A 25,501-nucleotide genomic window follows, 5' to 3' on the forward strand; every position below is an offset into this window, starting at 1 on the left:
AGAGTCAAGCAGACTCATGGGGAATTTATTCCTCTCCGATAAGAGGGCCAACATGGTCGGACAGCCGGCCGCGCCTCAAGCCATGCCAAACGGCTCCGGGTGCCGTAAGCAATCCTGGGGTTGGCCGCCGCGTCATTTGCCGATTGTGGCCCAAAAGCCTATATGCCGGGATCAAAGGACAAAGCATGGCCCGCATCTACAAGACCCGCATTTGGCACGACCAGCTTTCGCCGTCGATGGACGAGATCGAGTTCCTGGCGCTGGAGGCCTACGCCCATCTGCCCGAGGATTTTCGCAAGCTGACCGGCGAGATCGTCATCCAGATCGCCGAATTCCCCACCGACGAGATCATGGACGACCTGTCGCTGGAAACGCCCTTCGACCTGCTCGGCCTATTCGAGGGACGCGGCATTGCCGAGCGCTGGAACCCGCAGACCGGCGAAGGCCCGAACCGCATCACGCTCTATCGCCGCGCCATCCTCGACTACTGGGCCGAGAACGAGGAGACTTTGGGCGACATCGTCACCCATGTGCTGATCCACGAGATCGGCCACCATTTCGGCCTCTCGGACGACGATATGGAGAAGATCGAAGAGGCAGCCGAGTGACCGGTTCTACGTCAGGCCGTCATTTCACAATGAGTGTGATGAAATGTTTTAATACGTTCTGCACAGTCTGCTCCCCGGTATGTCCTGCCACTGCCCATTGCGCAAAATGTCCATCAATGTACATGCGTGCGAGCCCGTAGACGAGCGCCCTCGCGGCTATCTGGGTCTCTGCCATGTCGTCCGACCGGAGCATGTTTCGCCGCTGTGCTTCTGCCATTGACGCTTCCATCAGCGAACGCACCGCTTCATTATCGTGACGCAGCGACTCCGAAGCATCCCAATCAATAAGATTGCGTGTCGAGATGATCTGGAAGTGGGTGGGGTTTCGAATTGCCCAGCGCAAATAGGCGATTCCAACAGCGGCAAAGCGTTCGATCGGATCGTCCGTCGCAACCTTCTCGACCGCATTCGTGATCTCCGAGCGGAATCGGCTCATTGCCTGCTCCGCGACAGCCGTCATCAACGCGGTCTTGTTGCTGAAGTGACGGAATGGCGCGCCGGGGGAAACCCCGGCACGTTTTGCGGCTTCGCGCACGCTCACATTGTCGGGGCCGCCTTCCTCGACCAGTTGAACCGCGGCATCGATCAGGACCTCCCGCAAATTGCCATGGTGGTAACCAGTGCGATGAGGCGCCTTGGCTTTTGCCATCTCTTTCCCTTCGTTCCGTGGAGCAGCTTCCCGCCTCTGTAGCATGATTCCGCGATTTATGTAATCGCCGTTTACAATCCCGGCCAGAGGATGTAAGCAGTGATTACTGATGGGATCGGAACAGGCCTACGGTCTTCGCGGCTCCCGAACTCCCAGCTGAGGAGACGAACATGCTCGCCAGAACAGCCCCACCCCGCCCGCAATCGGTCATTTCGCATCAGAGTCCAGCCGAAGAACTTCAGCAGGAGAATTTCGCGATTGTTCAGTCGAGCGCGACTGTGCCCAGCCTCACGCTTTATCGGCTTGCCGCCGTCGCCGGGATGGGAAGCGCGCTTATTCTTCTGGTCAACGCGGCTAAACGCAGCTCGCTCATCGCGACCACCGATCTGACGCAACTTCTCGCACCAGTCGCCGAGATATTGGCACTTGGCCTCGTCGTGGGCCTGTTTCTTGCGTTTGGCCGGCGCGCGGGGCTGTTCGGCACTATCGCGTTTGTCATCAACTTCGTTGCGTTGGCAAGTTTGGTAGGCGTGGAAGCAGTGATCAATCTGGTATTTTCGAAGCTTCCGCTCACAACCATCGTCGAGCTGCGAGCCGGACCGCTCGGTCTGGCTCTGGTCGCCAGTTCGGTTCTTTTTCTGGTTGGAACGCTCGCGTTTGTAATCTCTCTCGCCGTTGCAAGAGGCGTGCCGCGCATTCCTCTCGCTCTTTATCTCATTGGCGCGGTGCCGATCGCGCTTCGTGCGTTCGTTCCGGAGCTGGCTCTTGACCTGGGCTTGGCGATGCTTGCGGCATCGATCGCCTGGCTGGCGGCGTGGCTGTGGATGCGAGGGGCTACCAGTCGCTGAGCTTGGTGTCCGGCCCGTATTCCTGGCCCTCGACATCCTTCACCACGGCCTGGCCGCAGCGCATGGTCTTGGTCTTCTTGTCGTAGGCGTAGGTGGGGGAGCCGAACAGGTGCCAGCCCTTGTTCAGCGCCGCCGTCACCTTGTGACAGAAGCTGGCGTCGTCCGGAGCGGTGAGAAAGCGGTAGAGTTTCATCATTCAATTCCTGTCGTCAGTCCATCGCCCGCGATCGGCAATCCAACACGGCACATCATGCGCCGACGGCCGCCGCCTTCGCCAGCAGTTTTTCGGCCTGCGCAAGGTGCAGCCGTTCGACCATCCTTCCCTCCAGCGCAATCACGTTCTTGCCGGCATTTTCCGGAAGCGCAAAGGCCTGCTTCACCGCGCGGGCCTTGGCCACCGCCTCCGCCGACGGCGCAAAGGCGCGGTTCGCCGCCTCGATCTGGGCGGGATGGATGAGCGTCTTGCCGTCGAAGCCCATGGCGGCCGCTTCCGTGCATTCGCGGCTGAAAGCATCGAGCGCGCGAAAATCGTTGAAGACGCCGTCGACGATATCGAGATCGCCGGCACGCGCCGCCAGCACCATCTGCATCAGCCACGGCAGGAGATAACGCCGGTCCGACGTCGCCATAATGCCGGTGTCCTTGGTCAGGTCATTCGTTCCGGCAACGAAACAAACAAGCCGCGAGGCAGGATCGCGGCCAAGTTCGGCGATGGCGCCGACATTGAGCACAGCCTTCGGCGTCTCGATCATCGCCCATAGTTTCACGCTGTCGGGGGCGGAATTGTCGTCGAGCACGTCACCCGCCTCGAGCACGTCGCGGGGCGTGTCGACCTTGGCCAGCAGGATGCCGTCCGGCTCCGCCTTGGCCGCCGCCAGCAGGTCGGCGCCGCCCCATTCGCTCGAGAGCGCATTGATGCGCACCACCATCTCGCAGCGCCGGCCACTATGGTTGGTATCAGGACGATTGCTGAAGATGCCGGCCAGTTTTTCGCGCGCCGCGACCTTCTCGGCCGGGGCGACGGCATCCTCCAGGTCGATGATGACGGTATCGCAGGCAAGCTGCGCCATCTTGGCCAGCGCCTTGTCGTTCGAGGCGGGAACATAGAGCACCGAGCGGCGCGGGCGGTAGAGATCGGTCGTCATGCCAGATCTATGCCGCCTGCCGCGGGTTGAGGCAAGGGAGCAGGCGGCATCGCGCGGTGCTCTACCGGGGGCACCGGCATGGGGCTCGGCATCGTGCTGGCCCTCCTGAAAGCGCAGGATGGCACGATCAGGCTGGTTGACTCCGAGCGCGGCACGCGCTTCGAGATTGTCTTGCCGGTTGCGTAAGGACGCCGGCAGCGGATCGGAGAAAAAAGTGCGCTACGACATCGTCATCATCGGCGGAGCCATCGTCGGCTCCTCGATCGCCTATTATCTGCGCGAGGAGGGCTTTTCCGGCAGGATCGCGCTGGTCGAGCGCGACCCGCAATTTTCCCACGCGGCGACAACGCTATCCATGGCCTCGATCCGTCAGCAATTCTCCATTCCGGAAAATATCCGCCTGTCGCAATTCACGCTGAAACTGTTCCGCCGGCTGAAGGAAGAATTCGGCGCAGACGCCGACATCGGTTTTCGCGAGGGCGGCTATCTCATTCTCGCCGGCGAGGCCGGGCTGCCGATCCTCAGGGCCAACCACGAGGCACAGCTTGCCGAAGGCGCCGACATTTTGCTGGAGGACGCCGAACAACTCGTGCGCCGTTTCCCTTGGCTGTCGGCCGACGGCATCACCGCCGGCGCCTATGGCCGCAGCGGCGAGGGCTGGTTCGACGCGCATGCCATGCTGATGCTGTTCCGCAAGGCGTTGCGCGAGAAGAAGATCGACTTCATCAATGCTTCGGTCACGGGCATCGAGCGGCAGGGTGACCGCGTTACCGGCGTCAGCCTCGACAATGGCGAACGGCTCGAGGCCGGCATCCTTGTCAATGCCGCAGGGCCGAATGCGGGCAAGGTCGCCGCACTCGCCGGGCTGGCGCTGCCGGTCGAGCCGCGCAAGCGCAACGTCTTCGTCTTCGAGGCGCGCGAGAAATATGCCGACATGCCGCTGCTGGTCGACCCGTCCGGCATCTATGTCAGGCCGGAAGGCTCGGTCTATCTCACCGGCGGCGCCGAGCCGGAGGAGGGCGACGGCCCGGCCGATCCCGCCGATTTCGACGTCGACTGGCCGCTGTTCGAAGAGGTGATCTGGCCGGTGCTGGCGACCCGCATCCCGGCCTTCGAGGCGATCAAGCCGACGCGCGCCTGGGCCGGTCATTACGACTACAACACGCTCGACCAGAACGCGGTGATCGGCCCGCATCCCGAAGTCGGCAATTTCCTCTTCGCCAACGGCTTTTCCGGCCACGGCCTGCAGCAGGCGCCCGCCGTGGGCAAGGCGCTGGCCGAGCTGATCGTCCATGGCGGCTACCGCACGATCGATTGCTCCCCCTTTGGCTACGAACGCGTTGCCGAAGGGCGGGCGTTCCGCGAGTTGAATGTGATTTGAGCCGAGTCAAGGTCCCTCTTTGACGCTGACATCAAAAGGGTCTGCACCGCCACCAGTCGGCTAAGCCGCCACTCGGCTTCCCGCACCCAAATACGCCTGTAGCCAGCCCAGCACGCGTCCCCAGCCCTCGGCATGTTCGGCCGCCGCTTCGGCCAGCCCGGCGAAGCCGCCATGGCAGATGGTGAGGCGCGTGCCCGCGGCGGTTGGTTCCAGCAGCCAGGCGACCGTCGTTTGCCGGCGGCCAAGCGTCGGGTGATCCCAGGCATAGAGCCTTGTCTGCACGATCCGCCGCGGCACCTCGATATCGAGGAATTCCCCGTTGGCCGGCAGCTCCCTGCCGTCGGCTTCACGGACCGTGACGGCCCATCGGCCGCCGGCGCGAAGGTCTGCCGACCATTTCACCATCCGGTAGGTGTCCGCGGACCCCCACCATTGTTCGACCTCGTCGGAGATCAGCGCGCGGAAGACGCGCTCTGCCGGCGCGTCGATCTCGGCCTGGGCCATAACGGTCTCGCCATTGGTCATGCTCTGCACGGCTGAAGTTGGCACTGGGACATGCAACATCGATGCCTCCGGATGATTGTTTCGGCTCGAAAACGATGATTTTCAGCCTTTCGACGCCGGCCGAGACAGGCCCTGCCCGGTTTCGAGCAGGCTTTTCAGGCTCGACAGGACGAGCGGCCAGCCATTGCCGACATGCTCCAGCAGCTTGTGCGGGCCGTCGGCCGCATGGGTGACGGCCAGCTTCATCATGTCGCCCTCCTGCTCGATGACGAAGGTGCAGGTGGTGTAGCCGTCGGCCTTCACGTCCGGCATGAACTCATTGCGCCATTTGATCACCAGGCGCCTTGGCGGATCGATCTCGAGGATCTCGCCGCTGTCGGTCACCCGGCCGTCGGCATAGACCATCTTCCACGCCGAGCCCTTTCTCCAGTCGCTCTGCATGCGGGCGCCGAGAAAATATTGCTGGTGGAATTCCGGTTCGGTCAGCGCCTGCCAAAGCTTGTCGGGCGTGGTGCGGATGTAGGTCACATAAACGAAGGCGTTGCTCATCAGTCTTCCCTTTCGAGGCGTCTCTTCAGGTCGCCGAGGGCGGAGAGCCACCCCCGCTCGAATTTGCCGATCCAGCGCTCGGCGATCTCGTTGATCGGAACCGGGTTGAGGTAGTGCTCCTTCTCGCGCCCCTTGCGGATTGTGGTGACAAGGTTCGCCTCCTCGAGGATCGCCAGGTGCTTGGTCACCGCCTGGCGCGTCATATCCATCTCAGCGCACAGCCCGTTCAGCGTCTGCCCGTTCCTGTCATGAAGGCTGTCCAGCAATTGCCGGCGGGTCGGGTCGGCCAAAGCGCGAAAGACGGCGTCCATGCTCATGGCTCTAATATGCAACCATTTGGTTGCATGTCAAGGCGACATGTCATGCCAACGGCTGCTGAATCCGGCCACAGGAGAAAAATGTCAGCGCGTGCGGGAGAACCAGAAGGCGTCGGCCATGCGCATCATGCCGATGCGCTCGTAGAAGCCGGCGGCGTCGGGCACGGAAACCAGGCTGATGGCGACGGACGGGCCGAGCTGCCGCCGCGCCTCGTCCATCAGTCCCTTGCCGATGCCGAGCCCCTGCGCCGATCCGGAAACGGCGAGATCGGAGATGTAGCAGACCCAGGAGAAGTCCGTCACGGCCCTGATGACGCCGACCAGCGGCTTGCCTTCGGTATCCAGCCGCGCGGTCAGCACCAGATTGGCGCCCGACAGCATCGCCCGCAGCCTGTCGGCATCGTCGACGGGACGGATCTCGCCAAGGCCGGAGTCCACCAGCACGCGGCGGAATTCGGCGACGTCGAGCGCGGGTTCGCGTGCATAGAGGATTTTTTCAGCCATCACAGCCAGACTGCACCATCGGGCCGTGAATTCGAAGCCGTTTGTGCGGCACCCCGTGCCGACGCGCGCGAACACCTGCCTTTTATTTGTCGCCGGCTTTGTGTAAACCGGGCGCCAGCAATCCCCCGCAATGCCAGGAAGACGGGCAAAGACCATGGAAAAATTCACCAAGCTCACCGGCGTCGCCGCGCCCATGCCGATCGTCAACGTCGACACCGACATGATCATCCCCAAGGATTATCTCAAGACGATCAAGCGCACCGGGCTCGGCAGCGGCCTGTTCGCCGAGATGCGCTACAAGGACGACGGTTCGGAGAATCCGGATTTCGTGCTCAACAAGCCGGCCTACCGCAAGGCGCAGATCCTCGTCGCCGGCGACAATTTCGGCTGCGGCTCCTCGCGCGAGCACGCGCCGTGGGCGCTGCTCGATTTCGGCATACGCTGCGTCATCTCGACCTCCTTCGCCGACATCTTCTACAACAACTGCTTCAAGAATGGCGTGCTGCCCATAACCGTCAGCCCCGAGGATCTCGACAAGCTGATGGACGATGCTTCGCGCGGCTCCAACGCCACTCTGTCGATCGACCTCGAGGCCAAGGAGATTCGCGGGCCCGACGGCGGCGTGGTCAAGTTCGACCTCGACGACTTCAAGCGTCATTGCCTGCTGAACGGCCTCGACGACATCGGCCTGACCATGGAGAAGGCCGGTGCCATCGCTTCGTTCGAGAAGAAGAACGCCGAGCTACGCCCCTGGGCCTGAACGGCGCGGCTGACGACATCGGCCCGGCCGTCGCTGGCCGGGTTTGCGGCAGCTGAAGGAGGAACAGTCATGACACGCCCGCTTCTTGCCAGTGCCTGCGCCCTGGCCATGACCGTGGCGACGCTGGCCGGCGCGCATGCGCAGGCCGAGACGCCACCGGCAGCAAGCGAGACGCCGGCCACGGATCAGGGAGCCGCCGACGTTTCCGACGACGACAAACAGGCGCCGGTGCCGTTCGAGGGCGGCCAGTTCACCATCACCCAGCAGGAACAGTATGGCGAGAAGGTGCTTGCCTATGACGGCAAGCATCTGGCCAGCAATTACGACGTCTTCTTCGACAAGATCGTCGAGGTCGGCGGCGTCAAGGTGGCGCTGTTCGACGTCGGCGACGGAGGCAATCAGTGCGGGCCGGCGACGGTGATCGTCTGGAAACCGGAAGGCGCGGAGATCCAGAGCACCACCGTCGAGCAGGACGAGTGCGGCGCCCCGCCCACGGCCGTCTCCGACAGCGCCATCTATTTCGTGCCTTATCTCCTGCCCGGCGATTCGAAGCCGGCATTGCAATGGTCGCCGACATCGGGGCTGACGATCGCGGGCAATCTGACCTACATGCCCGAACCCGGCACCGACTGGAAGGACATCGATCCGTCGAAATACGACAACATCATCGACGCCTTCCACAATGAGGCCGTCTACAAGGCGGCCGAGACGCTGCTCGGCAAGGAGATGCCCGACATGGCGACCAGCCTGCTGGTCGGTGGCGGCACAGAAAAGACCGCGTCCGGCGCCTTCTACGCCAGCGGCTGCGTGCCGCACGATTGCGGCGGCAATGACGGCTTCATGGCGGTCGACCCGGGCCAGCACAAGCTCTATTTCGCCCGCCGCGGCGACAATGACGAGCCGGACGCCAAGCCCCCGGTGAAGACCTGGCCGGCGGACGTAAAGGCAGCGCTCGACAAGGCGATGAGCGCGCCGAATTAACTCCGAATTGCGCATCGTAGGCGGGATGTGCGGGGCGCCTAAGCTGCCAATCTCCCCCCTTGAGCGGGAGATGTCCGGCAGGACAGAGGGGGGTGCTTTCCGCCGTCCCGAATTAGATATGCAGCGCGTGTCCCAGCGCCTTCAGGGCCGCTTCCTGGAAGCCTTCGCCCTGCGTCGGGTGGGCGTGGATGGTGCCGGCGATGTCCTCCAGCCGCGCGCCCATTTCGAGCGCCAGGCCGAAGGCCGTCGACAGTTCCGACACGCTTTGGCCGACCGCCTGGATGCCCAGCACCAGATGATTGTCCGCGCGGGCGACGACGCGGACAAAGCCGTCCTCGCCAATCCTGGTCATCGCGCGGCCATTGGCGGCGAAGGGAAACATCCCGACCTTGATTTCCCCACCGAGCGCCTTGGCCTCTTCGGGCGACAGGCCGACGGTGACCAGCTCCGGATCGGTGAAGCAGACGGCGGGGATAGCCCGCTTGTCCCAGCTCCGCTTATGGCCGGCGACGATTTCGGCGACCATCTCGCCTTGCGCCATCGCCCGGTGCGCCAGCATCGGCTCGCCGGTGACGTCGCCAATGGCGAAGATGCCGCGCATGGAGGTGCGGCACTGCTCGTCGATGCGGATGAATCGCCCCGCCATGTCGAGGTCGATCTGGTCGAGCCCCCACCCTTCCGCCACCGGCTTGCGGCCGACCGTGACCAGGATCTTGTCGGCGGCGATCCTCGCATCCTTGCCGTCCGGGGTCTCGACCAGCAGCGCATCGCCTTTCGTCGACAGGCCCTTGGCCTTGGCGCCTGGCATCATTTCGATGCCGAGCGCCGCCAGCCGCTTGACCACCGGCCGCGTCAGTTCGGCGTCATACTGCGCCAGCACGCGCGGCAAGGCCTCGACCACGGTCACCGCCGCGCCCATCTTGGCGAAGACAGTGCCGAGCTCCAGGCCGATATAGCCGCCGCCGACCACCGCCAGCCGCCGCGGCACCTCCTTCAGCGCCAGCGCTTCCGTCGACGAGATCACCGGTCCGCCGAACGGCAGGAACGGCAATTCGACCGGCGCCGAGCCGGTGGCGATCACCACCGCTTCGGCGCGGATCACCTGGCTTCCCGTCTCGGTCTCGACCGCGACGGTCTTGCCGTCTCGAAACGTCGCCCAGCCGTGCACGGTCTTCACCCCGGCCTTCTTGAGCAGGCCGGCGACACCGCTGTTAAGCCGACTAACGATGCCGTCCTTCCAGGCGACCGTCTTGCCCAGATCCAGCGCCGGAGCGGCCAACGAAATGCCGAGCGGGCTGTTGCCGCCCGCCATCTGCGCGACCTTCTCGAACTCCTCCGCTGCATGGATCAGCGCCTTGGAGGGAATGCAGCCGACATTGAGACAGGTGCCGCCCGGCTTGCCGGCCTCGACGATGACGGTATCGACGCCGAGCTGCCCGGCACGAATAGCGCAGACATAGCCGCCCGGCCCCGCGCCGATGACCAGCAGCTTGCAGGAGATTTCTTTCATGACGTGACCCTTCGATCCGAGGAAACGCTCCGTCGAGATTCTTCGCGCCCCCCTCTGTCCTGCCGGACATCTCCCCCACAAGGGGGGAGATTGGAGGCTTCGGCGCCTCGCTCAATCCCGCAGCGCTGGTGATTGGCGAAAGCCGGCGTGACATCTGATCTCCCCCCTTGTGGGGGAGATGCCTGGCAAGGCAGAGGGGGGCGCTCTCCCGCCATCATCTCGAATGATCCACCGTCAATCCACGAAAATCAGCGCCGGCGTTTCCAGGAGCGTCTTGATGCGCTGGATGAACACCGCCGCGTCCCAGCCGTCGATGACGCGATGGTCGAAGCTCGACGACAGGTTCATCATCTTGCGCGGGATGAACTGGGTGCCGTCCCATACCGGCCGCACCATCATCTTGTTAACGCCGAGGATCGCGACTTCCGGGTGGTTGATGACCGGAGTCGTCGCCACGCCGCCCATGGCACCGAGCGAGGTGATGGTTATGGTCGAACCGGAGAGCTCGTCGCGCGTCGCGGTTCCCGACTTGGCCGCCTCGGCCAGCCTGGCGACCTCCGCGCCGCATTCCCAGATGTCCAGCGCCTCGGCGTGCTTGACGACGGGCACGACCAGTCCCGACGGCGTCTGCGCGGCGATGCCGATATGAATGCCGCCATGCTGGTGGATGATGCCGGCCTCGTCGTCGAACAGCGCATTGAGGTTGGGCTGGTCCGCGATCGCCCTGACCATCGCGCGCATCAGGAACGGCAGCAGCGTCAGCTTTGGCCTTTCTACCCCCTTGGCCGCCCGCTTCTCCTTGTTGAGCGCGGCGCGCAGATCCTCGAGCGCGGTAACGTCGACCTCCTCGACATAGGTGATGTGCGGGATGCGCGACGTCGCCAGCGTCATCTTCTCGGCGATCTTGCGCCGCAGGCCCACCACCTTGATGTCCTCGACGGCATCGTTGCGGGCGAGGCCGGATGCCTTGGCCATGTGCGGCCCGCGCGCCAGGAACGCCTCGATGTCCTCATGGCCGATGCGACCGGCCGGGCCGCTTCCCTGGACCTGCCTGAGGTCAATGCCCGCTTCCTTCGCACGCAGCCGCACGGCCGGCGAGGCCAGCGGCCTTTCACCTTGCGCACGCGGCGCGCTGTTGACCTTGGACCTGGCGCCGTCATCCTCGGGCTTGTCCCGAGGATCTACCGACCTTCCGGAACTGGTCGCGTCATATCCCTGTGGGACGGCGGATCCTCGGGACAAGCCCGAGGATGACGGCGACAGATTGGGCGATGACGGCTCCAGGTCCGAGACCGGGCGAGCCCCCGTATCATCGGAGATACTTTCAGCCGTCACTTCCGCCGGCATCGCACCGCCAACGACATTGCCCTCGCCGGCCACCTTCAGCCGCACGATGGGCGAGCCGATCGCCACCGTGTCGCCGATATCGGCGCCCAGCCACAGGATCTCGCCGTCGACGGGGGAAGGGATCTCGACCGTGGCCTTGTCGGTCATCACGGCGGCAAGCATCATGTCCTCGCGCACGATGTCGCCGACCTTGACATGCCATTCGACGAGTTCCGCCTCGGCGACGCCCTCGCCGACATCGGGCAGCTTGATGATGTGTTCGCCCATGTCGGGCCTCCCCGTTCTAGGCTTCCAATGTTTCCGTAAGCGCCCGGCCGACGCGGGCCGGACCGGGGAAATAGTCCCATTCCTGCGCATGCGGATAGGGCGTGTCCCAGCCGGCGACGCGGGCCACCGGTGCCTCCAGATGGTAGAAGCAGTTTTCCTGCACAAGCGCGACCAGCTCCGCTCCGAAGCCGGAGGTCAGCGTCGCCTCGTGCACCACGACGCAGCGTCCGGTCTTCTTCACCGACGCCACGATGGTGTCGAGGTCGAGCGGCAACAGCGTCCTGAGATCGACGATCTCGGCATCGATGCCGGTCTCCTCGGCCGCCGCCTGCGCGACATAGACCATTGTGCCGTACGCCAACACCGTGACGGCGGAGCCGGCCCGGCGGATCGCGGCCTTGCCGAGCGGCACGGTGTAGTGGCCGTCGGCGACCTCGCCCAGCTCGTGCTTCGACCACGGCGTCACCGGCCGGTCGTGATGGCCGTCGAAGGGGCCGTTGTAGAGCCGCTTCGGCTCGAGGAAGATGACCGGGTCGGGATCCTCGATCGCCGCGATCAGCAACCCCTTGGCGTCATGCGGGTTCGAGGGCACGACGGTCTTCAGCCCCGACACATGGGTGAACAACGCTTCCGGGCTTTGGCTGTGCGTCTGGCCGCCGAATATGCCGCCGCCGGTCGGCATGCGCACCACGATCGGGCAGGTGAAGTCGCCGTTCGAGCGGTAGCGCAGCCTCGCGGCTTCCTGGGTCAGCTGGTCGTAGGCCGGGTACATGTAGTCGGCAAACTGGATCTCCACGCACGGCTTCAGACCATAGGCGGCCATGCCGATGGCCGAGCCGACAATGCCGGATTCATTGATCGGTGCGTCGAAGCAGCGGCTCTTGCCGTATTTCGCCTGCAGGCCTTGCGTGCAGCGGAACACGCCGCCGAAAAAGCCGACATCCTCGCCGAACACCACCACTTTCTCGTCGCGCCCCATCGACACGTCCATCGCGTCGCGAATGGCCTCGATCATGGTCCGCCTCGGCATGGCTCAGACCCCCGCCTGCTGGCGCTGGCGCCGCAGATGCGGCGGCATCTCGGCATAGAGGCCCTCGAACATGTCGCGCGTCGACGGCTTGCCGCCGGCGTGCAGCGTGCCGTGGCTTTCGGCTTCCTTCTGCGCCGCGATCACCGTGTCGAGGATTTCCGCTTCGGCCTGCTTGTGCCGCTCCTCCGACCAGACGCCGAGCCGGATGAGATGGTTCTTCAGCCGAACCACCGGGTCGCCGAGCGGCCAGGCATCGGATTCGGTCTTCGGCCGGTAGGCCGAGGGATCGTCCGAGCTCGAATGCGCGCCGGCCCGGTAGGTGACGTATTCGACCAGCGTCGGCCCCAGGTTGCTGCGCGCGCGCTCGGCCGCCCATTTCGCCACGGCGTGGACGGCGAGATAGTCGTTGCCGTCGACGCGCAGCGCCGGGATGCCGAAACCCAGCCCGCGCGCGGCGAAAGTGCCCGCGCCGCCGCGCGCTATGCCTTGAAACGTCGAGATTGCCCACTGGTTGTTGACGACATTGAGCACCACGGGCGCCTTGTAGGTCGAGGCGAACACCAGCGCCGAATGGAAGTCGGATTCCGCCGTCGAGCCGTCGCCGATCCAGGCCGCGGCGATCCTTGAGTCGTTCGAGATCGCCGAGGCCATCGCCCAGCCGACCGCCTGGATATACTGCGTCGCCAGATTGCCCGAGATCGAGAAGAAGCCGTGCTCCTTCGACGAATACATGATGGGCAATTGCCGGCCCTTCAGCGGGTCGGCCTCGTTGGAATAGATCTGGTTCATCATCGTGACCATCGGGTAGCCGTCGGCGATGAGCAGCCCGGCCTGCCGATAGGTCGGGAAATTCATGTCGCCGGGGGCGAGCGCCTTGCGGAAGGCGCAGCTCACCGCCTCTTCGCCCAGATGCTGCATGTAGAAGGAGGTCTTGCCCTGCCGCTGCGCCATCTGCATGCGCGCATCGAAGGTCCTCAGCGTCATCATGTGGCGCAGGCCTTCGAGCAGTTCCTCGTCGGAGAGCAGCCCCGCCCACGGCCCCACCGCCTCGCCGGCGCGGTTCAGCACCCGGATGATCGAGAATGCCATGTCGCGGATGGCGCGTGGATCGACGTCGATTTCGGGGCGCGGCACCGAGCCGGCGGCGGCGATGGTCACGTTGGAGAAATCAGGCGTGCCGCCCGGCCGCACCTCGGGCTCCGGAACATGGAAGCGCAACATCCCAGCATCGGCCATGACCTTCGTCCTCCATGTCGCCCGGCACCGATATTTGCATATCCGCGCCGCCAGTGCGAATTCACCGGGCAAGCCTCCGGGCATCGGGCCGGCCAAGCCGGCCGATACAGCCTGCCGCGCACCAAGATGAAGATATGTCGGCGAAATTTCTTGTCGATGTTGGGCGGCGCCGCGCAATTAGGTGCAAGGTCGCGTGAGGTTTGTCGCCAGATAGGTGATTGTTTGGCAAGCTTGGCTGCCGCGCCCACTTTCACGCCTGCGGAAGGAGAGGAGAATCGCGGGTCCGCCAACCGTGGCGCCCTTCCTCTCCCCCCTCGATCGGGGGAGAGGTGTCGAGCGCAGCTCGACGGAGTGGGGGTCGACCTTCCCTCGAAGCATTGCTTCCGCTTGATTACCCGGTTTTCTTCCTCGCCGGTCATTGCGCGTGTCTTGGAGCGGCGGCGCGTTTGGCAAACGGCTTCCCCCCACTCTGTCCCGGCTGCGCCGGGCCACCTCTCCCCCTCCGGAGGGAGAGGAAAGGCGTCAAACTTGGCGAGCTCGCACCCTTCCTCTCCCCCGTCGATCGGGGGAGAGGTGTCGAGCGAAGCTCGACGGGGTGGGGGTCGATCTTCCCTCGAAGCAGTTCTTCCGAGGTGAACTGGAAAACGTTCACTCCGCCCCAACATCATGCTAACCACCCTCGATGGCACAGAAGAAAGCATACGAAGTGGATTCCTGGCTCGCGAAGCCGGACCCGCGCATGGCGATCGTCCTGCTTTATGGCCCCGATCGCGGCCTCGTCTCGGAGCGCGCCAAGGCTTTTGCCGCCGCGACCGGCCTGCCGCTCGACGACCCCTTCTCGGTGGTCAGGCTCGACGGCTCCGAAGTCGAGCGCGACGAGGGCCGGCTGCTCGACGAGGCGCGCACCGTGCCGATGTTTTCCGACCGCCGCCTGCTGTGGGTGCGCAATGCCGGCGGCCAGAAGGCGCTGGCCGACGACGTCAAGGCGCTGACGGCGGAGCCCGTGCGGGACGCGATCATCCTCATCGAAGCCGGCGATCTCAAGAAGGGCGTCGGGCTGCGCGCCGTCGTCGAGGCGGCCGACAACGCCATGGCGCTGCCCTGCTATGCCGACGAGGCCAGGGACATCGATGCCGTCATCGACGATGAGCTGCGCAAGACCGGCGCGACGATGACGCTTGAGGCAAGACAGGCGCTGCGCCGCAATCTCGGCGGCGACCGGCTGGCCTCTCGCGGCGAGATCGACAAGCTGCTGCTTTATGTCCATGGCCAGAAGGAAATCGGCCTCGACGACGTCAGGGCGATGTCCGGCGACGTTTCCGGCGCGTCCTTCGACGATGCCGTCGACGCGCTTCTCGAAGGCAAGGTCGGCGAGTTCGACACCGCCTTCACCCGCCATTGCCAGGCAGGCGGCCAACCCTTCCTGGTGCTGTCCTCGGCGATGCGGCAGTTTCAGGCGATGCAGTCCATGCGCGGCCAGATGGAGGCCGGCGGCCGCAATGCCGCGTCGGTGGTGGCGGCGGCGCGCCCGCCGGTTTTCTTCTCGCGCCGCAAGCTGGTGGAGAAGGCGCTGGAACGCTGGAGCGTCGAGGCGCTCGGCCGCGCGCTGACCCGGCTGCAGACCGCCGTGCTGCAGACGCGGCGAAGGCCGGACCTGTCGGTGGCGCTGGCAAGGCAGGCGCTGCTCGGGATCGCGGTGGAGAGCGCGAGATTGGCGCAACGTTAGGCCCTTTCGGCACCGGGCGCCTGCCTCCGTTGGTCAATTCCTTCCGTTGGTCAATTCATTGTCATGGCGCCTACCGGCTCAAAGGTCGGCAGCGCCTGTGGAAAGACCAGCACCGCCGCGCCATAGAGCAGCAGAGCGATCCCCGACAGCTTCGCGATCCCATTTCCAGACGGCAGGGTCTTTTCCGCGAATATCAGCAAGGTGACCACGGCCATTGCGGCAACGTTCATGATCCCGAGAGGAAAGAGGGCGAGAAACAAAAGCCAGCAGCAGCCGAGGCAGAAAAGTCCATGCTCCAGGCCCATGCGAACCGCGCCCCAGTAACCATCGCGCCATGAGGTCAGGATGAAGCCGATCGGCGTGCGGCATTTGGCCAGACACAGATCCTTCAGTGGGGAAAGTTGATAGGCGCCCCCAAGCATCAGCAGCGCGCCGCCGACACGCGCGGCCGTCGCCGTGGACAATCCCACATGCCCGGCGAGCACCTCCGCACCCGCCGCGCCGGCAAAGGCGATAACGCCCATCACGCCCCAGACCAGCATGTACCCGGCCACGAACACCCAGCTCGAAACAAAGGTCTCGCCCCGGCCCCGTTTGCCGGCCTGGACCCGGTGAAATGTCAGGATCATGGGGGCGGCCGTCGGAAACATCATGGCAATCATCATGATCATCCAGACGGCAAGAAACAGCGGCGCCTTCATGCCCATGGTGAGCGAGTACATTTCCATGCGCATGTCCGCGTCCATGCCCGTCTGCTGCCGGATGAGCAAGGTCCATGCCGCCGCCGCGATAGCGATCAGCAGCGCGAGAATGATGTATCGCTGCAACGTCTGCACCATGGACGAAGTACGTCCCGTACTCTGCGGCCAACGGCTACTGCTGGCCGGACCAGTTGATCGGGGCGTAATGTCCGTTCCGGCGGGAATTGTCCCAGCTCATGCCATGGTCGCTGAATGTACTGCCTTCCGCCCCCATCGCCAAGGCGAGCCAGTCGGGATTGACGGGATGGCCAGTGGCCGCCCACATCTGCCCGTCCTCGCGCATCGTCGGCAGCGGCTCGACCGCCATTCGCATGACGCCGGCAATCTCCGCCGACCGCTTCTTGCCGTCTATCCGGTAGCTTATCGGCACCTTCTTGGCGCCGAGATTCGTGCCGATCAAGGGTGCCAGCACCGCCATGGGGCCGCCCGCGACGCCAGTGAAGATGGCGCCTAGCGCCTCTGTCTGCCTGTCATCGGCCCGTTCGTCGATATAGGCGGCGGCCGTCCAATCGCCGTCTGCCATCGGACCCGGCGTGTGGGCAACCATGGCGACGCTGAGCCCATCCAACCGAACGTCGCCGTAACTGCCCGTATCGATATGAAAGACCAGACCGACGTCGCAAAAGCCTTTCGTCGGCCTTGATGTCAGCTGCGCGTTGGTGGACAGCAGGCAAGGACACACGACATCGCAGCTACAGTTTTCGAAGTAACTTCCGGACAATTGCCAACGGACTGCCATTTGCACCTCCCATTTGCGTCAGGCGCGCGTCGGCATATTGCTTTGGCGAGGCGGTGCCATTTCACGCCTGTTGCAGGAATGGCAGATAGCCCTCGCCGCGACTGACCGGCACGCTAGGGCAATTAATTTAAGCCTTGTCTAATAGAGGTTACGCCGTTGCCGGGCACTGTCAAGCCGCGAGCGCGGCTGGCGACGGATGCCGATGGCGCTGCTTTTTCGCCAATCGCCAGCGCTTCAAACGAAAGGGCTGGCGGACAGCCAGCCCTCGTTTTCCCTGCGTTGTAGCTTCCGCTTTGTTGAAGTTCGCCGGCTAACTACCGCTCTTGTTTCAATCTCCGACACAGCTCGTCAAGCTGCTCCAGCGTCCGGTACGCCACGCGAATCTCGCCGCCTTTGTTCGTGTGGTCGATGGTCACGATCATGCCGAGCGTGCCGGTCATCAGCTTTTCCAGCGCCAGCGTGTCGGCGTCTTTTTCCGGCGCGCTTTTCGCCTGCTTCGGCTTCGCCGGGGTCGGACCGGCCGGCATCTGCGCCAGCGCTTCGGCCTGGCGCACCGAGAGCCCTTCCTCGACGATGCGCTTGGCAAGCCCTGCCGGGTCCTCCGCCGTCACCAGCGTGCGGGCATGGCCCGCCGACAAGGCCCCGTCGACCAGCATGTCGCGGATCACGTCGGGCAGCTTCAGCAGCCGCAGCGTGTTGGCGACATGGCTGCGGCTTTTGCCGATGACCTGGCCGAGATCGGCCTGGGTGTAGCCGTGATCGTCGATGAGCTGCTGATAGCCGAGCGCTTCCTCGACCGGGTTGAGGTCGGCGCGCTGGACGTTCTCGATGATTGCCAGTTCCAGCGCCGTGCGGTCGTTGACCTCGCGCACGATGACCGGGATCTCGGTCAATCCGGCGCGTTGCGCGGCACGCCAGCGCCGCTCGCCGGCGATGATCTCGTAGCGCCCGGCCTGCGACGGCGAAGGCCGCGCCACCACCGGCTGCACCACGCCATGCTCGCGGATCGATTGCGCCAGGTCGGTCAACTCGGCGTCGCCGAAATGCCGGCGCGGGTTTTTCGGATTGGGCGTCAGGAACTCGATCGGTACCTTGCCGTCGGCACTCATCCCAGGCTTCTCCGGCGCGCTCGGACGGTCGATCTCGCCGATCAGCGCCGCCAGCCCGCGGCCCAGTCTCTTTCTCGAAAGGTCTTCGCTCATTTCGGTTCCAGATTGTTTCGGTATCGAATCGGCTTTTGCTCCATGCGCGGCCGCTTGTTAAGCGGCGCGCAATTTACGCTCGCGGCGGATCACTTCCGACGCAAGCTGCAGATAAGCCTGGCTGCCGGAGCATTTGAGGTCGTAGAGGATCGCCGGTTTGCCGTAGGACGGCGCTTCAGACACCCGCACATTGCGCGGAATGATGGTCTCGTAGACCTTGTCACCCATATGCTCGCGCACGTCCTGCACCACCTGGTTGGCGAGGTTGTTGCGGCCGTCGTACATGGTCAGCACGATGCCCTGGATGGTGAGATCCGGGTTGATCGAGCGGCGCACCTGCTCGACGGTTTCGAGCAGCTGGCTGAGACCTTCCAGCGCGAAGAACTCGCATTGCAGCGGCACCAGAACGGAATCGGCCGCCGCCATCGAATTCAAGGTCAAGAGATTGAGCGACGGCGGACAGTCGATCAGCACATAACCGAAACCAGCCGAACGCGCCGACGCGGCGCGCAGGGCGTTGCGCAGCCGCAGCACCCGGTCCGGCGCCGAGGCGATCTCCATCTCGATGCCGAGCAAATCGAGGGTCGATGGCACGATCGACAGGCCGGGCACGGCCGTCGGGATCGCCGCCTCCTCCAGCTCCAGCTCGCCGGTCAGCACGTCATAGGACGACACCGTGCGGTCCTTGCGGTCGATGCCGAGGCCGGTGCTGGCATTGCCTTGCGGATCGAGGTCGACGATCAGCACCTTCTCGCCGATCGCCGCCAGCGCGGTGGCCAGGTTGATGGCGGTGGTGGTCTTGCCGACACCGCCCTTCTGGTTGGCTACGGTGATGATTCGAGGGCCGTTCTTCATCATGGGTCTATGCCAGGAATTCATTTTGGGTCGCCAACACGGATTCGGACAGGTCTTTGTTCAGACAGGTCGCACATTGGACAGTTCAAGGATGACGCCGCCAGGGTCGGTCATGCTTGGATGTTCTACCAGATCGAAGCTCCAGCGGTTAACGCTTTCTTGCACTTCGGCGCGGTAATCCCGGCCTTTGTGGAACAGCCCGCGCGCGCCTGATGTCAGCCACGGCCCCGCCAGCTCAAGCAAGGTCGAAAGCGGCGCCAGCGCCCGCGCCGTGACGATTTCCGGTGCCGCGACAAGCGCATGGCTCTCGTCGATGCGGCGCGCCACGACACGCGCCGGCAGGCCGAACTGGCCGACGACGGCTTGCAGGAATCCCGCTTTCTTGCGATTGCTTTCGACCAGGTCGATGCTGGCGCCGTCACGCTCGGCAAGCAGGAACGCCAGCACCAGTCCCGGAAATCCGCCGCCCGAGCCGATATCGACCCATCGCCGCGCTTTGTCCTCGATTCGCCAGAGCTGCGCGCTGTCCAGTATGTGGCGATGCCAGACATCGCCTGCTGTCGACTGCGCGACGAGATTGATGCTGCGGTTCCATTTCTGGAACATCTCTTCGAACGCCACCAGGCGATCGAATGTTTCACGTGAAACCGGACCGGCAGCGTTGCGCAGGCTCTCCCAGGAAGCAGCGCTCACGCGACGTCCCTTTGCGCGCCGGCGCTCTCGGAATGCCTGATATGAGCGACGATGATGGCCAGCGCCGCCGGCGTCATACCCTCCATGCGCTGCGCGTCGGCAATCGAACGCGGCCGCCGCGCATGCATCTTCTGCTTCAGCTCGTTCGACAGTCCCGGCACCTCGGCGAAGTCGAGCGCCTCGGGGATGAGCCGGCTTTCCTCGTGCCGGATCTGGGCGACGTCGCTCTTCTGGCGATCGAGATAGACTGAATATTTCGCTTCCGTTTCGAGGCGCTCCGCCGTCCTGGCGTCGATCGTCCCGAAATTCCCATCGATTCGGGCCAGCCAGGCCACGTCGACGCCGGGATAGGCGAGCAGTTCATAGGCGGATCTGCGCACGCCGTCGCGATTGACCTCCAGCCCGTGGCGCGCCGCCTCGTTGGGTGTCAGCTTTACGCCGAGCGCCAGCCGGCGCGCTTCGGCGAGGCGCTGCTCCACCTCGCCGAACCGCTGCATCCGCCGGGCTGACGCTATACCCAGCCTTGCAGCCAGCGGCGTCAGCCGCTCGTCGGCATTGTCGGCGCGCAGCGAAAGCCGGAATTCGGCGCGCGAGGTGAACATGCGGTAAGGCTCGCTGATGCCGCGGCTGGTCAGATCGTCGACCATGACGCCGATATAGGCTTCGGTGCGGCTGAGCACGACCTGCTCGCTGCCCGACGCCCGCCTTGCGGCATTGAGGCCCGCGAGCAGGCCTTGCGCGGCGGCCTCCTCATAGCCGGTCGTGCCGTTGATCTGCCCGGCGAGGAACAGGCCGCCGACGCGCTTTGTCTCCAGCGTCGGATGGAGCTCGCGCGGGTCGACATGGTCATATTCGATGGCATAACCGGGCTGCAGCATCACCGCTCGGTCCAGCCCCGGGATGGTCTTCAAGATTTCGAGCTGAACCTCCTCCGGCAGCGAGGTCGAGATGCCGTTGGGATAGACCGTGTCGTCGTCCAGGCCTTCCGGCTCGAGAAAAATCTGGTGGCCTTCGCGGTCGCCGAACTTGACGATCTTGTCTTCGATCGACGGACAGTAGCGCGGCCCGACGCCTTCGATCGAGCCCGAATACATGGCCGAGCGCCCGAGATTGGCGCGGATCAGTTCATGCGTGGCCGCGGTCGTGCGCGTGATGCCGCATTCGATCTGCGGCGTCTCGATGCGGTCGGTCAGCAGCGAGAACGGCACCGGTTCGTCATCCGCCGCCTGGCGTTCCAGCGACGCCCAGTCGATGGTGCGCCCGTCGAGGCGCGGCGGCGTGCCGGTCTTCAGCCGGCCGAGCTTGAAGCCTGCGCGGCTCATCGTCGCCGACAGCCCTAGGCTCGCTTGTTCGTTCATGCGGCCGGCGACAATCTTCTTCTCGCCGATATGGATCAGCCCGCGTAGGAAGGTTCCGGTGGTCAGGACCACCGCGCCGCTGGCAAGGCGCCGGCCATCGGCCAGGAGAACGGCGCGCAGGCATCCCGAATCGTCGATGTCGAAGTCGAGCACCTCGCCCTCGATCACATCGAGACCGTTCTGCTGCCGGATCGCTTCCTGCATGGCGAGCCGGTAAAGTTTCCGGTCGGCCTGGGTGCGCGGGCCGCGCACGGCCGGCCCCTTGCGCCGGTTGAGCAGGCGAAACTGGATGCCGGCCGCGTCCGCCACCCGGCCCATCAGCCCGTCCATGGCGTCGATCTCGCGCACCAGATGGCCCTTGCCGAGCCCGCCAATGGCCGGATTGCAGGACATCACGCCGATCGTGTCGAAACGCAGCGTCACCAGCGCTGTCCTGGCGCCCGCACGCGCAGCCGCGCTGGCCGCCTCGCTGCCCGCATGGCCGCCACCCACCACAACCACATCATAGTGATCGGTCATTTCAAACGTCCTGGATCCGAAGTTTGGTGGAGAGATGTCCCCGCAGCGGGACGGTGTCAAGAAACTTCGCGGGAGTTTCACGTGAAACAGGACGGCGAGCCTCGTTGCGTGTTTCACGTGAGTCAAGCGCTAAGGTCGGCGCCGACCCTCATCCGCCTGCCGGCACCTTTTCTCTATAGTGACGGGGAGAAGGGAATCGGCCGCAACGCCGGCGCCCATTCTTGCAACGTTAGCAATTGGCCAAGCCGGCGATGACAGCACCCCTCTCCCCGTCACTTTACGGGGAGAGGATGCCGGCAGGCAGGTGAGGGGCAGCGCCGACGCTGGCGATTGGCTCGGCGCAGCCGTTTCACGTGAAACAACGTCGGGTCGGAGAGCCCTCCTGTTTCACGTGAGTCATCGGCCGGGCGCTTCATGATAAAGCCGAGGTCAGCGCTGCCCCTCACCTGCCTGCCGGCACCTTCTCCCCGTATAGTGACGGGGAGAAGGGAGGCTCGACGGCCACGATGTTCCACGTGAATCATTTCCCGATGCAGAACTGTGAAAAAATCACATCCAGCATGTCCTCGACATCGACGGTGCCGACGATCCGTCCGAGCCGGTCGGCGGCCAGCCGGAGATCCTCAGCGCGCAGTTCCTGGCCGGCGTCCGGGCTCTCGGCCGCGCGCAATAGGAAGCGGTTGGCTTCGCCTAGCAACTCGACATGGCGAAGCCGTGAGGGCAGGATGTCGCCCGCTTTGCCGACCTGCGCGGCCGCGAGCCTGGCGATTTCGGCCAGCAGTTCCGTCACGCCCGTCCCGTCTTTGGTCGAAATGACGCGATCATAACCGCCTGTAAGCCCGGCGGGGGCTCTTTCCTGCACCAAATCGAGCTTGGTGCCCACGCGCAAGGTCGCGATTCCCTCGCGTTGAAGAGCAACGGGATGCGGGTCGGCCATATCCTCGAGGATGAGCAAGAGGTCGGCGCCATGCGCCTTGGCTCGCGCCTTCTCGATGCCGATCGCTTCCACCTTGCCGGCGGCATCGCGCAGGCCTGCGGTGTCGGTCAGCCTGACCCGCAGGCCTTCGAGGTCGAGCACGATCTCGAGCAGGTCCCGCGTCGTGCCCGGCTCATCCGTTACAATAGCTGCATCGCGCCGCGCCAAGGCGTTGAACAGGCTCGACTTGCCGGCATTCGGGGCGCCGAGGATAACAACCTCGAACCCGTCGCGGATGATTTCGCCGGCACGAAACCCGGCAATGTGGCGCTCAATCTCCCCGATCATCGCCGAAACATCAGACCAGACCGTATCCGAAACGGAACCGGAAATGTCGTCTTCGTCGGCAAAGTCGATCTCGGCCTCGATCATGGCGCGCGCATGGATCAGCCGCCGCCGCCAGCTCAGATAAAGCTCGGCCTGCGCGCCCTCGGCATTCTGCACCGCGAAGCGCCGCTGCGCCTCGGTCTCGGCGTTGACCAGATCGGCCAGCGCTTCCGTCCTTACCAAATCGACCTTGCCATTGAGGAAGGCCCGGCGCGTGAACTCGCCCGCTTCGGCGTGCCTGACGCCTTCGAAACCGGCGATCGTCTCCAACAGCCTCGCCACCACCGCGCGGCCGCCATGCACCTGGAATTCCGCCACGTCCTCGCCGGTGAAGCTGCCGGGGCCGGGGAAAAAGATCACCAGGCCACTGTCGAGCACGCCGCCATCGGGCGCCCGCAGCTCGCGCAGGCTGGCCACGCGGCCCTTAACCATACCGCCGGCGATCGTTTCGACAACGAATCGAGTCTTTGGCCCCGAAATGCGGATGACGGCGACGCCGGCCGGCAGGCGGCCGCTGGAAAGCGCGACGATGGTGTCGGCCGAAATCATTTGCCCGCCTTGTTGGACCGCCCTAGCTTCACTATCCAACCCCTGTTTCGCCGGACCGCTCATCGTGACACTGCCTGCGCAAAATCTGCTTGCCGACGAAGCCAGCCCCTATTTGCAGCAGCACAGCGGCAATCCGGTGCATTGGCGGGCCTGGTCGCCGGCGTCGCTTGACGAGGCGAGGGCGCTGGATCGGCCGATCCTGCTGTCGATCGGCTATGCCGCCTGCCACTGGTGCCACGTCATGGCCCATGAAAGCTTTGAGAATGACGACGTCGCCGCCGTCATGAACCGTCTGTTCGTCAATATCAAGGTCGACCGCGAGGAGCGCCCCGACATCGACCAGATCTACATGGCGGCGCTGTCCTCGATGGGCGAGCAGGGCGGCTGGCCGCTGACCATGTTCCTGACGCCGGACGGCAAGCCCTTCTGGGGCGGCACCTATTTCCCGCGCGAACCGCGCTACGGCCGCGCGGGCTTCATCCAGGTGATGGAGGCGGTCGACAAGGCGTGGCGCGAGAAGAGGGCAAGCCTCAACCAGAGCGCCGACGGGCTGACTTCGCATGTCGAGACCCGGCTCGCCGGCGCGCATGCCCGCACCGCGCTCGACCGCGACACGCTTGCCGCGCTCGCCAGAGGCATAGACGGCATGATCGACAAGGATCTCGGCGGCCTGCGCGGCGCGCCGAAATTCCCCAATGCGCCATTCATGCAGACACTGTGGCTGTCGTGGCGGCGCGACGGCAATGCCGGTCACCGCGACGATGTCCTCCTGAGCCTCGAACGGATGCTGGCCGGCGGCATCTACGATCACGTCGGCGGCGGGCTCAGCCGCTATTCCACGGACGCGCAATGGCTGGTGCCGCATTTCGAAAAGATGCTCTACGACAACGCGCAGCTCATCCGTTTTTGCAACTGGGCCCATGCCGCGGGCGGAAAGGATTTGTTCCGGGTCCGAATCGAGGAGACCGTCGACTGGCTGCTGCGTGAGATGCGCGTCGATGGCGGCGCCTTCGCCGCCAGTCTGGATGCCGACAGCGAGGGCGAGGAGGGCCTTTTCTACACCTGGAGCCGGGCAGAGATCGAGGCCGCGCTCGGCGACGATTCACCGTTGTTTTTCAATCACTTCACACTCTCCAGCCCACCCGGCTGGGAAGGCAAGCCCGTTGTCCACCAGACGCCGGCCCAGCAGGGGCAAGGCATTGCCGAGCAACCGCTTCTGACCGTTCTCAAGGCAAGGCTGCTGGCGGTCCGTGAACGGCGCGTCAGGCCCGGCCGCGACGGCAAGGTCCTCGCCGACTGGAACGGCCAGATGATCTCAGCACTCGCCGAGGCCGGCCGCTCGCTGGCGCGGCAAGACTGGATCGACGCGGCCATGGCCGCATTCGACCATATCGCCTCCTCCGCCGAGGGCGGACGGCTGCCGCATTCCATGCTCGGCGCCAAGAAACTGTTCCCGGCGCTGTCGAGCGACTATGCGTCGATGACCAATGCGGCGATCGCCCTGTTCGAAGCCACCGGCGACTGGAGCTACGCCGATCGGGCCCGGCAATTCGTCGAGCAGCTCGACCGCTGGCACGCCGATGCCGACGGCACCGGCTATTATCTCACGGCATCCGACAGCATCGACGTGCCGATCCGCATCAGGGGCGATGTCGACGAGGCTATTGCGTCGGCCACCGGTCAGGTCATCGAGGCGCTGGTCCGGCTCGCCGCGCTGACCGGCGATCTCGACCTGCAGGAGAAAGCGACGAAAGTCGCCGAACATGCCGCCGGCCGCGCGGCGCACCAGGCCTATGGCCAGGCCGGCATCGTCAACGCCTCGGCGCTCGCCATAGAGCCGCTAAAGCTGGTGCTTGTGGACGATTTGACAAATCCAACGCTCGTTCCGGTAGCGAATCGCAATCCCGATCCGCGTCGGGTGGATATCGTCGTGTCAGTCGGTACGCAGGCGAATCGACCGCTGTTGCCAAGCGGGATCCTGCCTCCCGCCGACAGGCCGGGCGCGTGGCTGTGCACGGGGCAGGTGTGCTTGCCGGCGGTGAGCGATCCGGATGAATTGGAAGGGTTGTTGCGACGAAGACCATAGAGTTCGTCATCCTAGGGCGAAGCAGGAGCGAAGCTCCGTCGCGGAGACCCTAGGATCCATGCCGTGACTTTCGA

The 25,501-nt window shown here is 64.8% G+C and carries 25 protein-coding genes and 1 pseudogene; 8 read left to right on the forward strand and 18 right to left on the reverse strand.

Going from position 1 to position 25,501, the window contains the following annotated elements; translation table 11 throughout:
• Positions 1-185: 185 nt before the first annotated feature.
• Positions 186-608 (forward strand): metallopeptidase family protein, encoded by a 423-nt coding sequence (locus FJ940_RS02210; protein WP_140491980.1) that lies wholly within the window; start codon positions 186-188, stop codon positions 606-608.
• Positions 609-627: 19 nt separating this feature from the next.
• Here the strand turns inward: FJ940_RS02210 and FJ940_RS02215 are convergent, their stop codons facing one another.
• Positions 628-1,257, reverse strand: a complete 630-nt coding sequence (locus FJ940_RS02215; RefSeq protein ID WP_140524507.1) for a TetR/AcrR family transcriptional regulator — start codon at positions 1,255-1,257, stop codon at positions 628-630.
• A gap of 170 nt (positions 1,258-1,427) precedes the next feature.
• Here FJ940_RS02215 and FJ940_RS02220 point away from each other — a divergent pair, with 170 nt between their 5' ends.
• A complete protein-coding gene (locus tag FJ940_RS02220; RefSeq protein WP_210239597.1) occupies positions 1,428-2,105 on the forward strand; it encodes a hypothetical protein in 678 nt (225 codons plus the stop codon).
• Here FJ940_RS02220 and FJ940_RS02225 read toward each other — a convergent pair.
• Together FJ940_RS02225 and FJ940_RS02230 are read right to left on the reverse strand one after the other, a co-directional pair.
• Positions 2,092-2,298 (reverse strand): DUF1737 domain-containing protein, encoded by a 207-nt coding sequence (locus FJ940_RS02225; RefSeq protein WP_140493464.1) that lies wholly within the window; start codon positions 2,296-2,298, stop codon positions 2,092-2,094. The genes FJ940_RS02220 and FJ940_RS02225 overlap by 14 nt on opposite strands.
• Before the next feature lie 55 nt (positions 2,299-2,353).
• Entirely contained in the window at positions 2,354-3,250 is an 897-nt protein-coding gene (locus FJ940_RS02230) for a CoA ester lyase (RefSeq protein ID WP_140580240.1), read from the reverse strand.
• Between the two features lie 63 nt (positions 3,251-3,313).
• Between FJ940_RS02230 and FJ940_RS02235 the strand changes: the two are divergent.
• Together FJ940_RS02235 and FJ940_RS02240 are read left to right on the forward strand one after the other, a co-directional pair.
• A pseudogene (locus tag FJ940_RS02235) lies at positions 3,314-3,436 on the forward strand (ATP-binding protein); the annotation flags it as partial.
• A 28-nt stretch (positions 3,437-3,464) separates the two neighbouring features.
• The gene (locus FJ940_RS02240; RefSeq protein WP_140625340.1) at positions 3,465-4,631 is read left to right on the forward strand and encodes an FAD-binding oxidoreductase; all 1,167 of its coding nucleotides are present in this window, start codon (positions 3,465-3,467) and stop codon (positions 4,629-4,631) included.
• Positions 4,632-4,691: 60 nt separating this feature from the next.
• Here FJ940_RS02240 and FJ940_RS02245 read toward each other — a convergent pair whose 3' ends face one another.
• The 4 genes from FJ940_RS02245 to FJ940_RS02260 all read right to left on the reverse strand — a co-directional run bounded on the left by FJ940_RS02245 (position 4,692) and on the right by FJ940_RS02260 (position 6,505).
• A complete protein-coding gene (locus tag FJ940_RS02245; protein WP_140580242.1) occupies positions 4,692-5,195 on the reverse strand; it encodes an SRPBCC domain-containing protein in 504 nt (167 codons plus the stop codon).
• A 42-nt stretch (positions 5,196-5,237) separates the two neighbouring features.
• A complete protein-coding gene (locus tag FJ940_RS02250) occupies positions 5,238-5,684 on the reverse strand; it encodes an SRPBCC family protein (protein ID WP_140580243.1) in 447 nt (148 codons plus the stop codon).
• Entirely contained in the window at positions 5,684-5,995 is a 312-nt protein-coding gene (locus FJ940_RS02255; protein WP_210241463.1) for a metalloregulator ArsR/SmtB family transcription factor, read from the reverse strand. Before FJ940_RS02255 ends, FJ940_RS02250 begins: the two co-directional genes overlap by 1 nt.
• 90 nt (positions 5,996-6,085) lie before the next feature.
• Complete coding sequence (locus tag FJ940_RS02260; RefSeq protein WP_140491962.1) at positions 6,086-6,505, reverse strand: GNAT family N-acetyltransferase; 420 nt, start codon at positions 6,503-6,505, stop codon at positions 6,086-6,088.
• 154 nt (positions 6,506-6,659) lie between these two features.
• Here FJ940_RS02260 and leuD point away from each other — a divergent pair, with 154 nt between their 5' ends.
• Together leuD and FJ940_RS02270 are read left to right on the forward strand one after the other, a co-directional pair.
• A complete protein-coding gene (gene leuD, locus FJ940_RS02265; protein ID WP_140491959.1) occupies positions 6,660-7,265 on the forward strand; it encodes a 3-isopropylmalate dehydratase small subunit in 606 nt (201 codons plus the stop codon).
• A 69-nt stretch (positions 7,266-7,334) separates the two neighbouring features.
• On the forward strand, positions 7,335-8,246 hold the full coding sequence (locus FJ940_RS02270; protein WP_140655067.1) for a hypothetical protein: 912 nt from the start codon (positions 7,335-7,337) through the stop codon (positions 8,244-8,246).
• Positions 8,247-8,358: 112 nt separating this feature from the next.
• On the opposite strand, the gene lpdA is transcribed toward FJ940_RS02270, so the two are convergent.
• The 4 genes from lpdA to FJ940_RS02295 all read right to left on the reverse strand — a co-directional run bounded on the left by lpdA (position 8,359) and on the right by FJ940_RS02295 (position 13,636).
• On the reverse strand, positions 8,359-9,756 hold the full coding sequence (gene lpdA / locus FJ940_RS02275) for a dihydrolipoyl dehydrogenase (RefSeq protein ID WP_140655070.1): 1,398 nt from the start codon (positions 9,754-9,756) through the stop codon (positions 8,359-8,361).
• Between the two features lie 234 nt (positions 9,757-9,990).
• Positions 9,991-11,370, reverse strand: a complete 1,380-nt coding sequence (locus FJ940_RS02285; protein ID WP_140655073.1) for a dihydrolipoamide acetyltransferase family protein — start codon at positions 11,368-11,370, stop codon at positions 9,991-9,993.
• A gap of 16 nt (positions 11,371-11,386) precedes the next feature.
• Positions 11,387-12,400, reverse strand: a complete 1,014-nt coding sequence (locus FJ940_RS02290) for an alpha-ketoacid dehydrogenase subunit beta (protein WP_140524493.1) — start codon at positions 12,398-12,400, stop codon at positions 11,387-11,389.
• A 3-nt stretch (positions 12,401-12,403) separates the two neighbouring features.
• Positions 12,404-13,636, reverse strand: a complete 1,233-nt coding sequence (locus FJ940_RS02295) for a 3-methyl-2-oxobutanoate dehydrogenase (2-methylpropanoyl-transferring) subunit alpha (protein WP_140514092.1) — start codon at positions 13,634-13,636, stop codon at positions 12,404-12,406.
• Between the two features lie 682 nt (positions 13,637-14,318).
• On the opposite strand from FJ940_RS02295, the gene holA reads away from it, so the two are divergent.
• Complete coding sequence (gene holA / locus FJ940_RS02305) at positions 14,319-15,362, forward strand: DNA polymerase III subunit delta (protein WP_140524492.1); 1,044 nt, start codon at positions 14,319-14,321, stop codon at positions 15,360-15,362.
• A 50-nt stretch (positions 15,363-15,412) separates the two neighbouring features.
• Here the strand turns inward: holA and FJ940_RS02310 are convergent, their stop codons facing one another.
• From FJ940_RS02310 to mnmE, 7 genes are all read right to left on the reverse strand, one after another.
• Positions 15,413-16,201, reverse strand: a complete 789-nt coding sequence (locus FJ940_RS02310) for a DUF2182 domain-containing protein (RefSeq protein WP_140491939.1) — start codon at positions 16,199-16,201, stop codon at positions 15,413-15,415.
• A gap of 34 nt (positions 16,202-16,235) precedes the next feature.
• A complete protein-coding gene (locus FJ940_RS02315; protein ID WP_140563872.1) occupies positions 16,236-16,862 on the reverse strand; it encodes a DUF1326 domain-containing protein in 627 nt (208 codons plus the stop codon).
• Positions 16,863-17,176: 314 nt separating this feature from the next.
• Complete coding sequence (locus FJ940_RS02320; RefSeq protein ID WP_140491933.1) at positions 17,177-18,064, reverse strand: ParB/RepB/Spo0J family partition protein; 888 nt, start codon at positions 18,062-18,064, stop codon at positions 17,177-17,179.
• A 57-nt stretch (positions 18,065-18,121) separates the two neighbouring features.
• Complete coding sequence (locus FJ940_RS02325; RefSeq protein ID WP_140491929.1) at positions 18,122-18,922, reverse strand: ParA family protein; 801 nt, start codon at positions 18,920-18,922, stop codon at positions 18,122-18,124.
• Between the two features lie 57 nt (positions 18,923-18,979).
• Positions 18,980-19,612 (reverse strand): 16S rRNA (guanine(527)-N(7))-methyltransferase RsmG, encoded by a 633-nt coding sequence (rsmG, locus tag FJ940_RS02330; protein WP_140655079.1) that lies wholly within the window; start codon positions 19,610-19,612, stop codon positions 18,980-18,982.
• Positions 19,609-21,489 (reverse strand): tRNA uridine-5-carboxymethylaminomethyl(34) synthesis enzyme MnmG, encoded by a 1,881-nt coding sequence (gene mnmG, locus FJ940_RS02335; protein WP_140655082.1) that lies wholly within the window; start codon positions 21,487-21,489, stop codon positions 19,609-19,611. The genes rsmG and mnmG overlap by 4 nt, the downstream gene beginning before the upstream one ends.
• A 520-nt stretch (positions 21,490-22,009) precedes the next feature.
• Complete coding sequence (gene mnmE / locus FJ940_RS02340; protein WP_140655085.1) at positions 22,010-23,341, reverse strand: tRNA uridine-5-carboxymethylaminomethyl(34) synthesis GTPase MnmE; 1,332 nt, start codon at positions 23,339-23,341, stop codon at positions 22,010-22,012.
• 64 nt (positions 23,342-23,405) lie between these two features.
• Here mnmE and FJ940_RS02345 point away from each other — a divergent pair, with 64 nt between their 5' ends.
• Complete coding sequence (locus FJ940_RS02345; protein WP_140655088.1) at positions 23,406-25,427, forward strand: thioredoxin domain-containing protein; 2,022 nt, start codon at positions 23,406-23,408, stop codon at positions 25,425-25,427.
• Positions 25,428-25,501: the final 74 nt, after the last annotated feature.

Origin of the sequence: Mesorhizobium sp. B2-3-7 (genome assembly GCF_006442695.1) — a bacterium.
GTDB lineage: Bacteria > Pseudomonadota > Alphaproteobacteria > Rhizobiales > Rhizobiaceae > Mesorhizobium.

Coding starts and splice junctions, on each gene's coding strand:
- FJ940_RS02250 (WP_140580243.1), bottom strand. CDS start 5,684: ATGAGCAACGCCTTCGTTTATGTGACCTACATCCGCACCACGCCCGAC.
- FJ940_RS02320 (WP_140491933.1), bottom strand. CDS start 18,064: ATGAGCGAAGACCTTTCGAGAAAGAGACTGGGCCGCGGGCTGGCGGCG.
- FJ940_RS02245 (WP_140580242.1), bottom strand. CDS start 5,195: ATGTTGCATGTCCCAGTGCCAACTTCAGCCGTGCAGAGCATGACCAAT.
- mnmG (WP_140655082.1), bottom strand. CDS start 21,489: ATGACCGATCACTATGATGTGGTTGTGGTGGGTGGCGGCCATGCGGGC.
- FJ940_RS02290 (WP_140524493.1), bottom strand. CDS start 12,400: ATGCCGAGGCGGACCATGATCGAGGCCATTCGCGACGCGATGGACGTG.
- holA (WP_140524492.1), top strand. CDS start 14,319: ATGGCACAGAAGAAAGCATACGAAGTGGATTCCTGGCTCGCGAAGCCG.
- FJ940_RS02270 (WP_140655067.1), top strand. CDS start 7,335: ATGACACGCCCGCTTCTTGCCAGTGCCTGCGCCCTGGCCATGACCGTG.
- FJ940_RS02285 (WP_140655073.1), bottom strand. CDS start 11,370: ATGGGCGAACACATCATCAAGCTGCCCGATGTCGGCGAGGGCGTCGCC.
- FJ940_RS02260 (WP_140491962.1), bottom strand. CDS start 6,505: ATGGCTGAAAAAATCCTCTATGCACGCGAACCCGCGCTCGACGTCGCC.
- leuD (WP_140491959.1), top strand. CDS start 6,660: ATGGAAAAATTCACCAAGCTCACCGGCGTCGCCGCGCCCATGCCGATC.
- FJ940_RS02315 (WP_140563872.1), bottom strand. CDS start 16,862: ATGGCAGTCCGTTGGCAATTGTCCGGAAGTTACTTCGAAAACTGTAGC.
- FJ940_RS02225 (WP_140493464.1), bottom strand. CDS start 2,298: ATGAAACTCTACCGCTTTCTCACCGCTCCGGACGACGCCAGCTTCTGT.
- FJ940_RS02255 (WP_210241463.1), bottom strand. CDS start 5,995: ATGGACGCCGTCTTTCGCGCTTTGGCCGACCCGACCCGCCGGCAATTG.
- mnmE (WP_140655085.1), bottom strand. CDS start 23,341: ATGATTTCGGCCGACACCATCGTCGCGCTTTCCAGCGGCCGCCTGCCG.
- FJ940_RS02310 (WP_140491939.1), bottom strand. CDS start 16,201: ATGGTGCAGACGTTGCAGCGATACATCATTCTCGCGCTGCTGATCGCT.
- FJ940_RS02215 (WP_140524507.1), bottom strand. CDS start 1,257: ATGGCAAAAGCCAAGGCGCCTCATCGCACTGGTTACCACCATGGCAAT.
- FJ940_RS02325 (WP_140491929.1), bottom strand. CDS start 18,922: ATGATGAAGAACGGCCCTCGAATCATCACCGTAGCCAACCAGAAGGGC.
- FJ940_RS02220 (WP_210239597.1), top strand. CDS start 1,428: ATGCTCGCCAGAACAGCCCCACCCCGCCCGCAATCGGTCATTTCGCAT.
- FJ940_RS02295 (WP_140514092.1), bottom strand. CDS start 13,636: ATGGCCGATGCTGGGATGTTGCGCTTCCATGTTCCGGAGCCCGAGGTG.
- FJ940_RS02210 (WP_140491980.1), top strand. CDS start 186: ATGGCCCGCATCTACAAGACCCGCATTTGGCACGACCAGCTTTCGCCG.
- lpdA (WP_140655070.1), bottom strand. CDS start 9,756: ATGAAAGAAATCTCCTGCAAGCTGCTGGTCATCGGCGCGGGGCCGGGC.
- FJ940_RS02230 (WP_140580240.1), bottom strand. CDS start 3,250: ATGACGACCGATCTCTACCGCCCGCGCCGCTCGGTGCTCTATGTTCCC.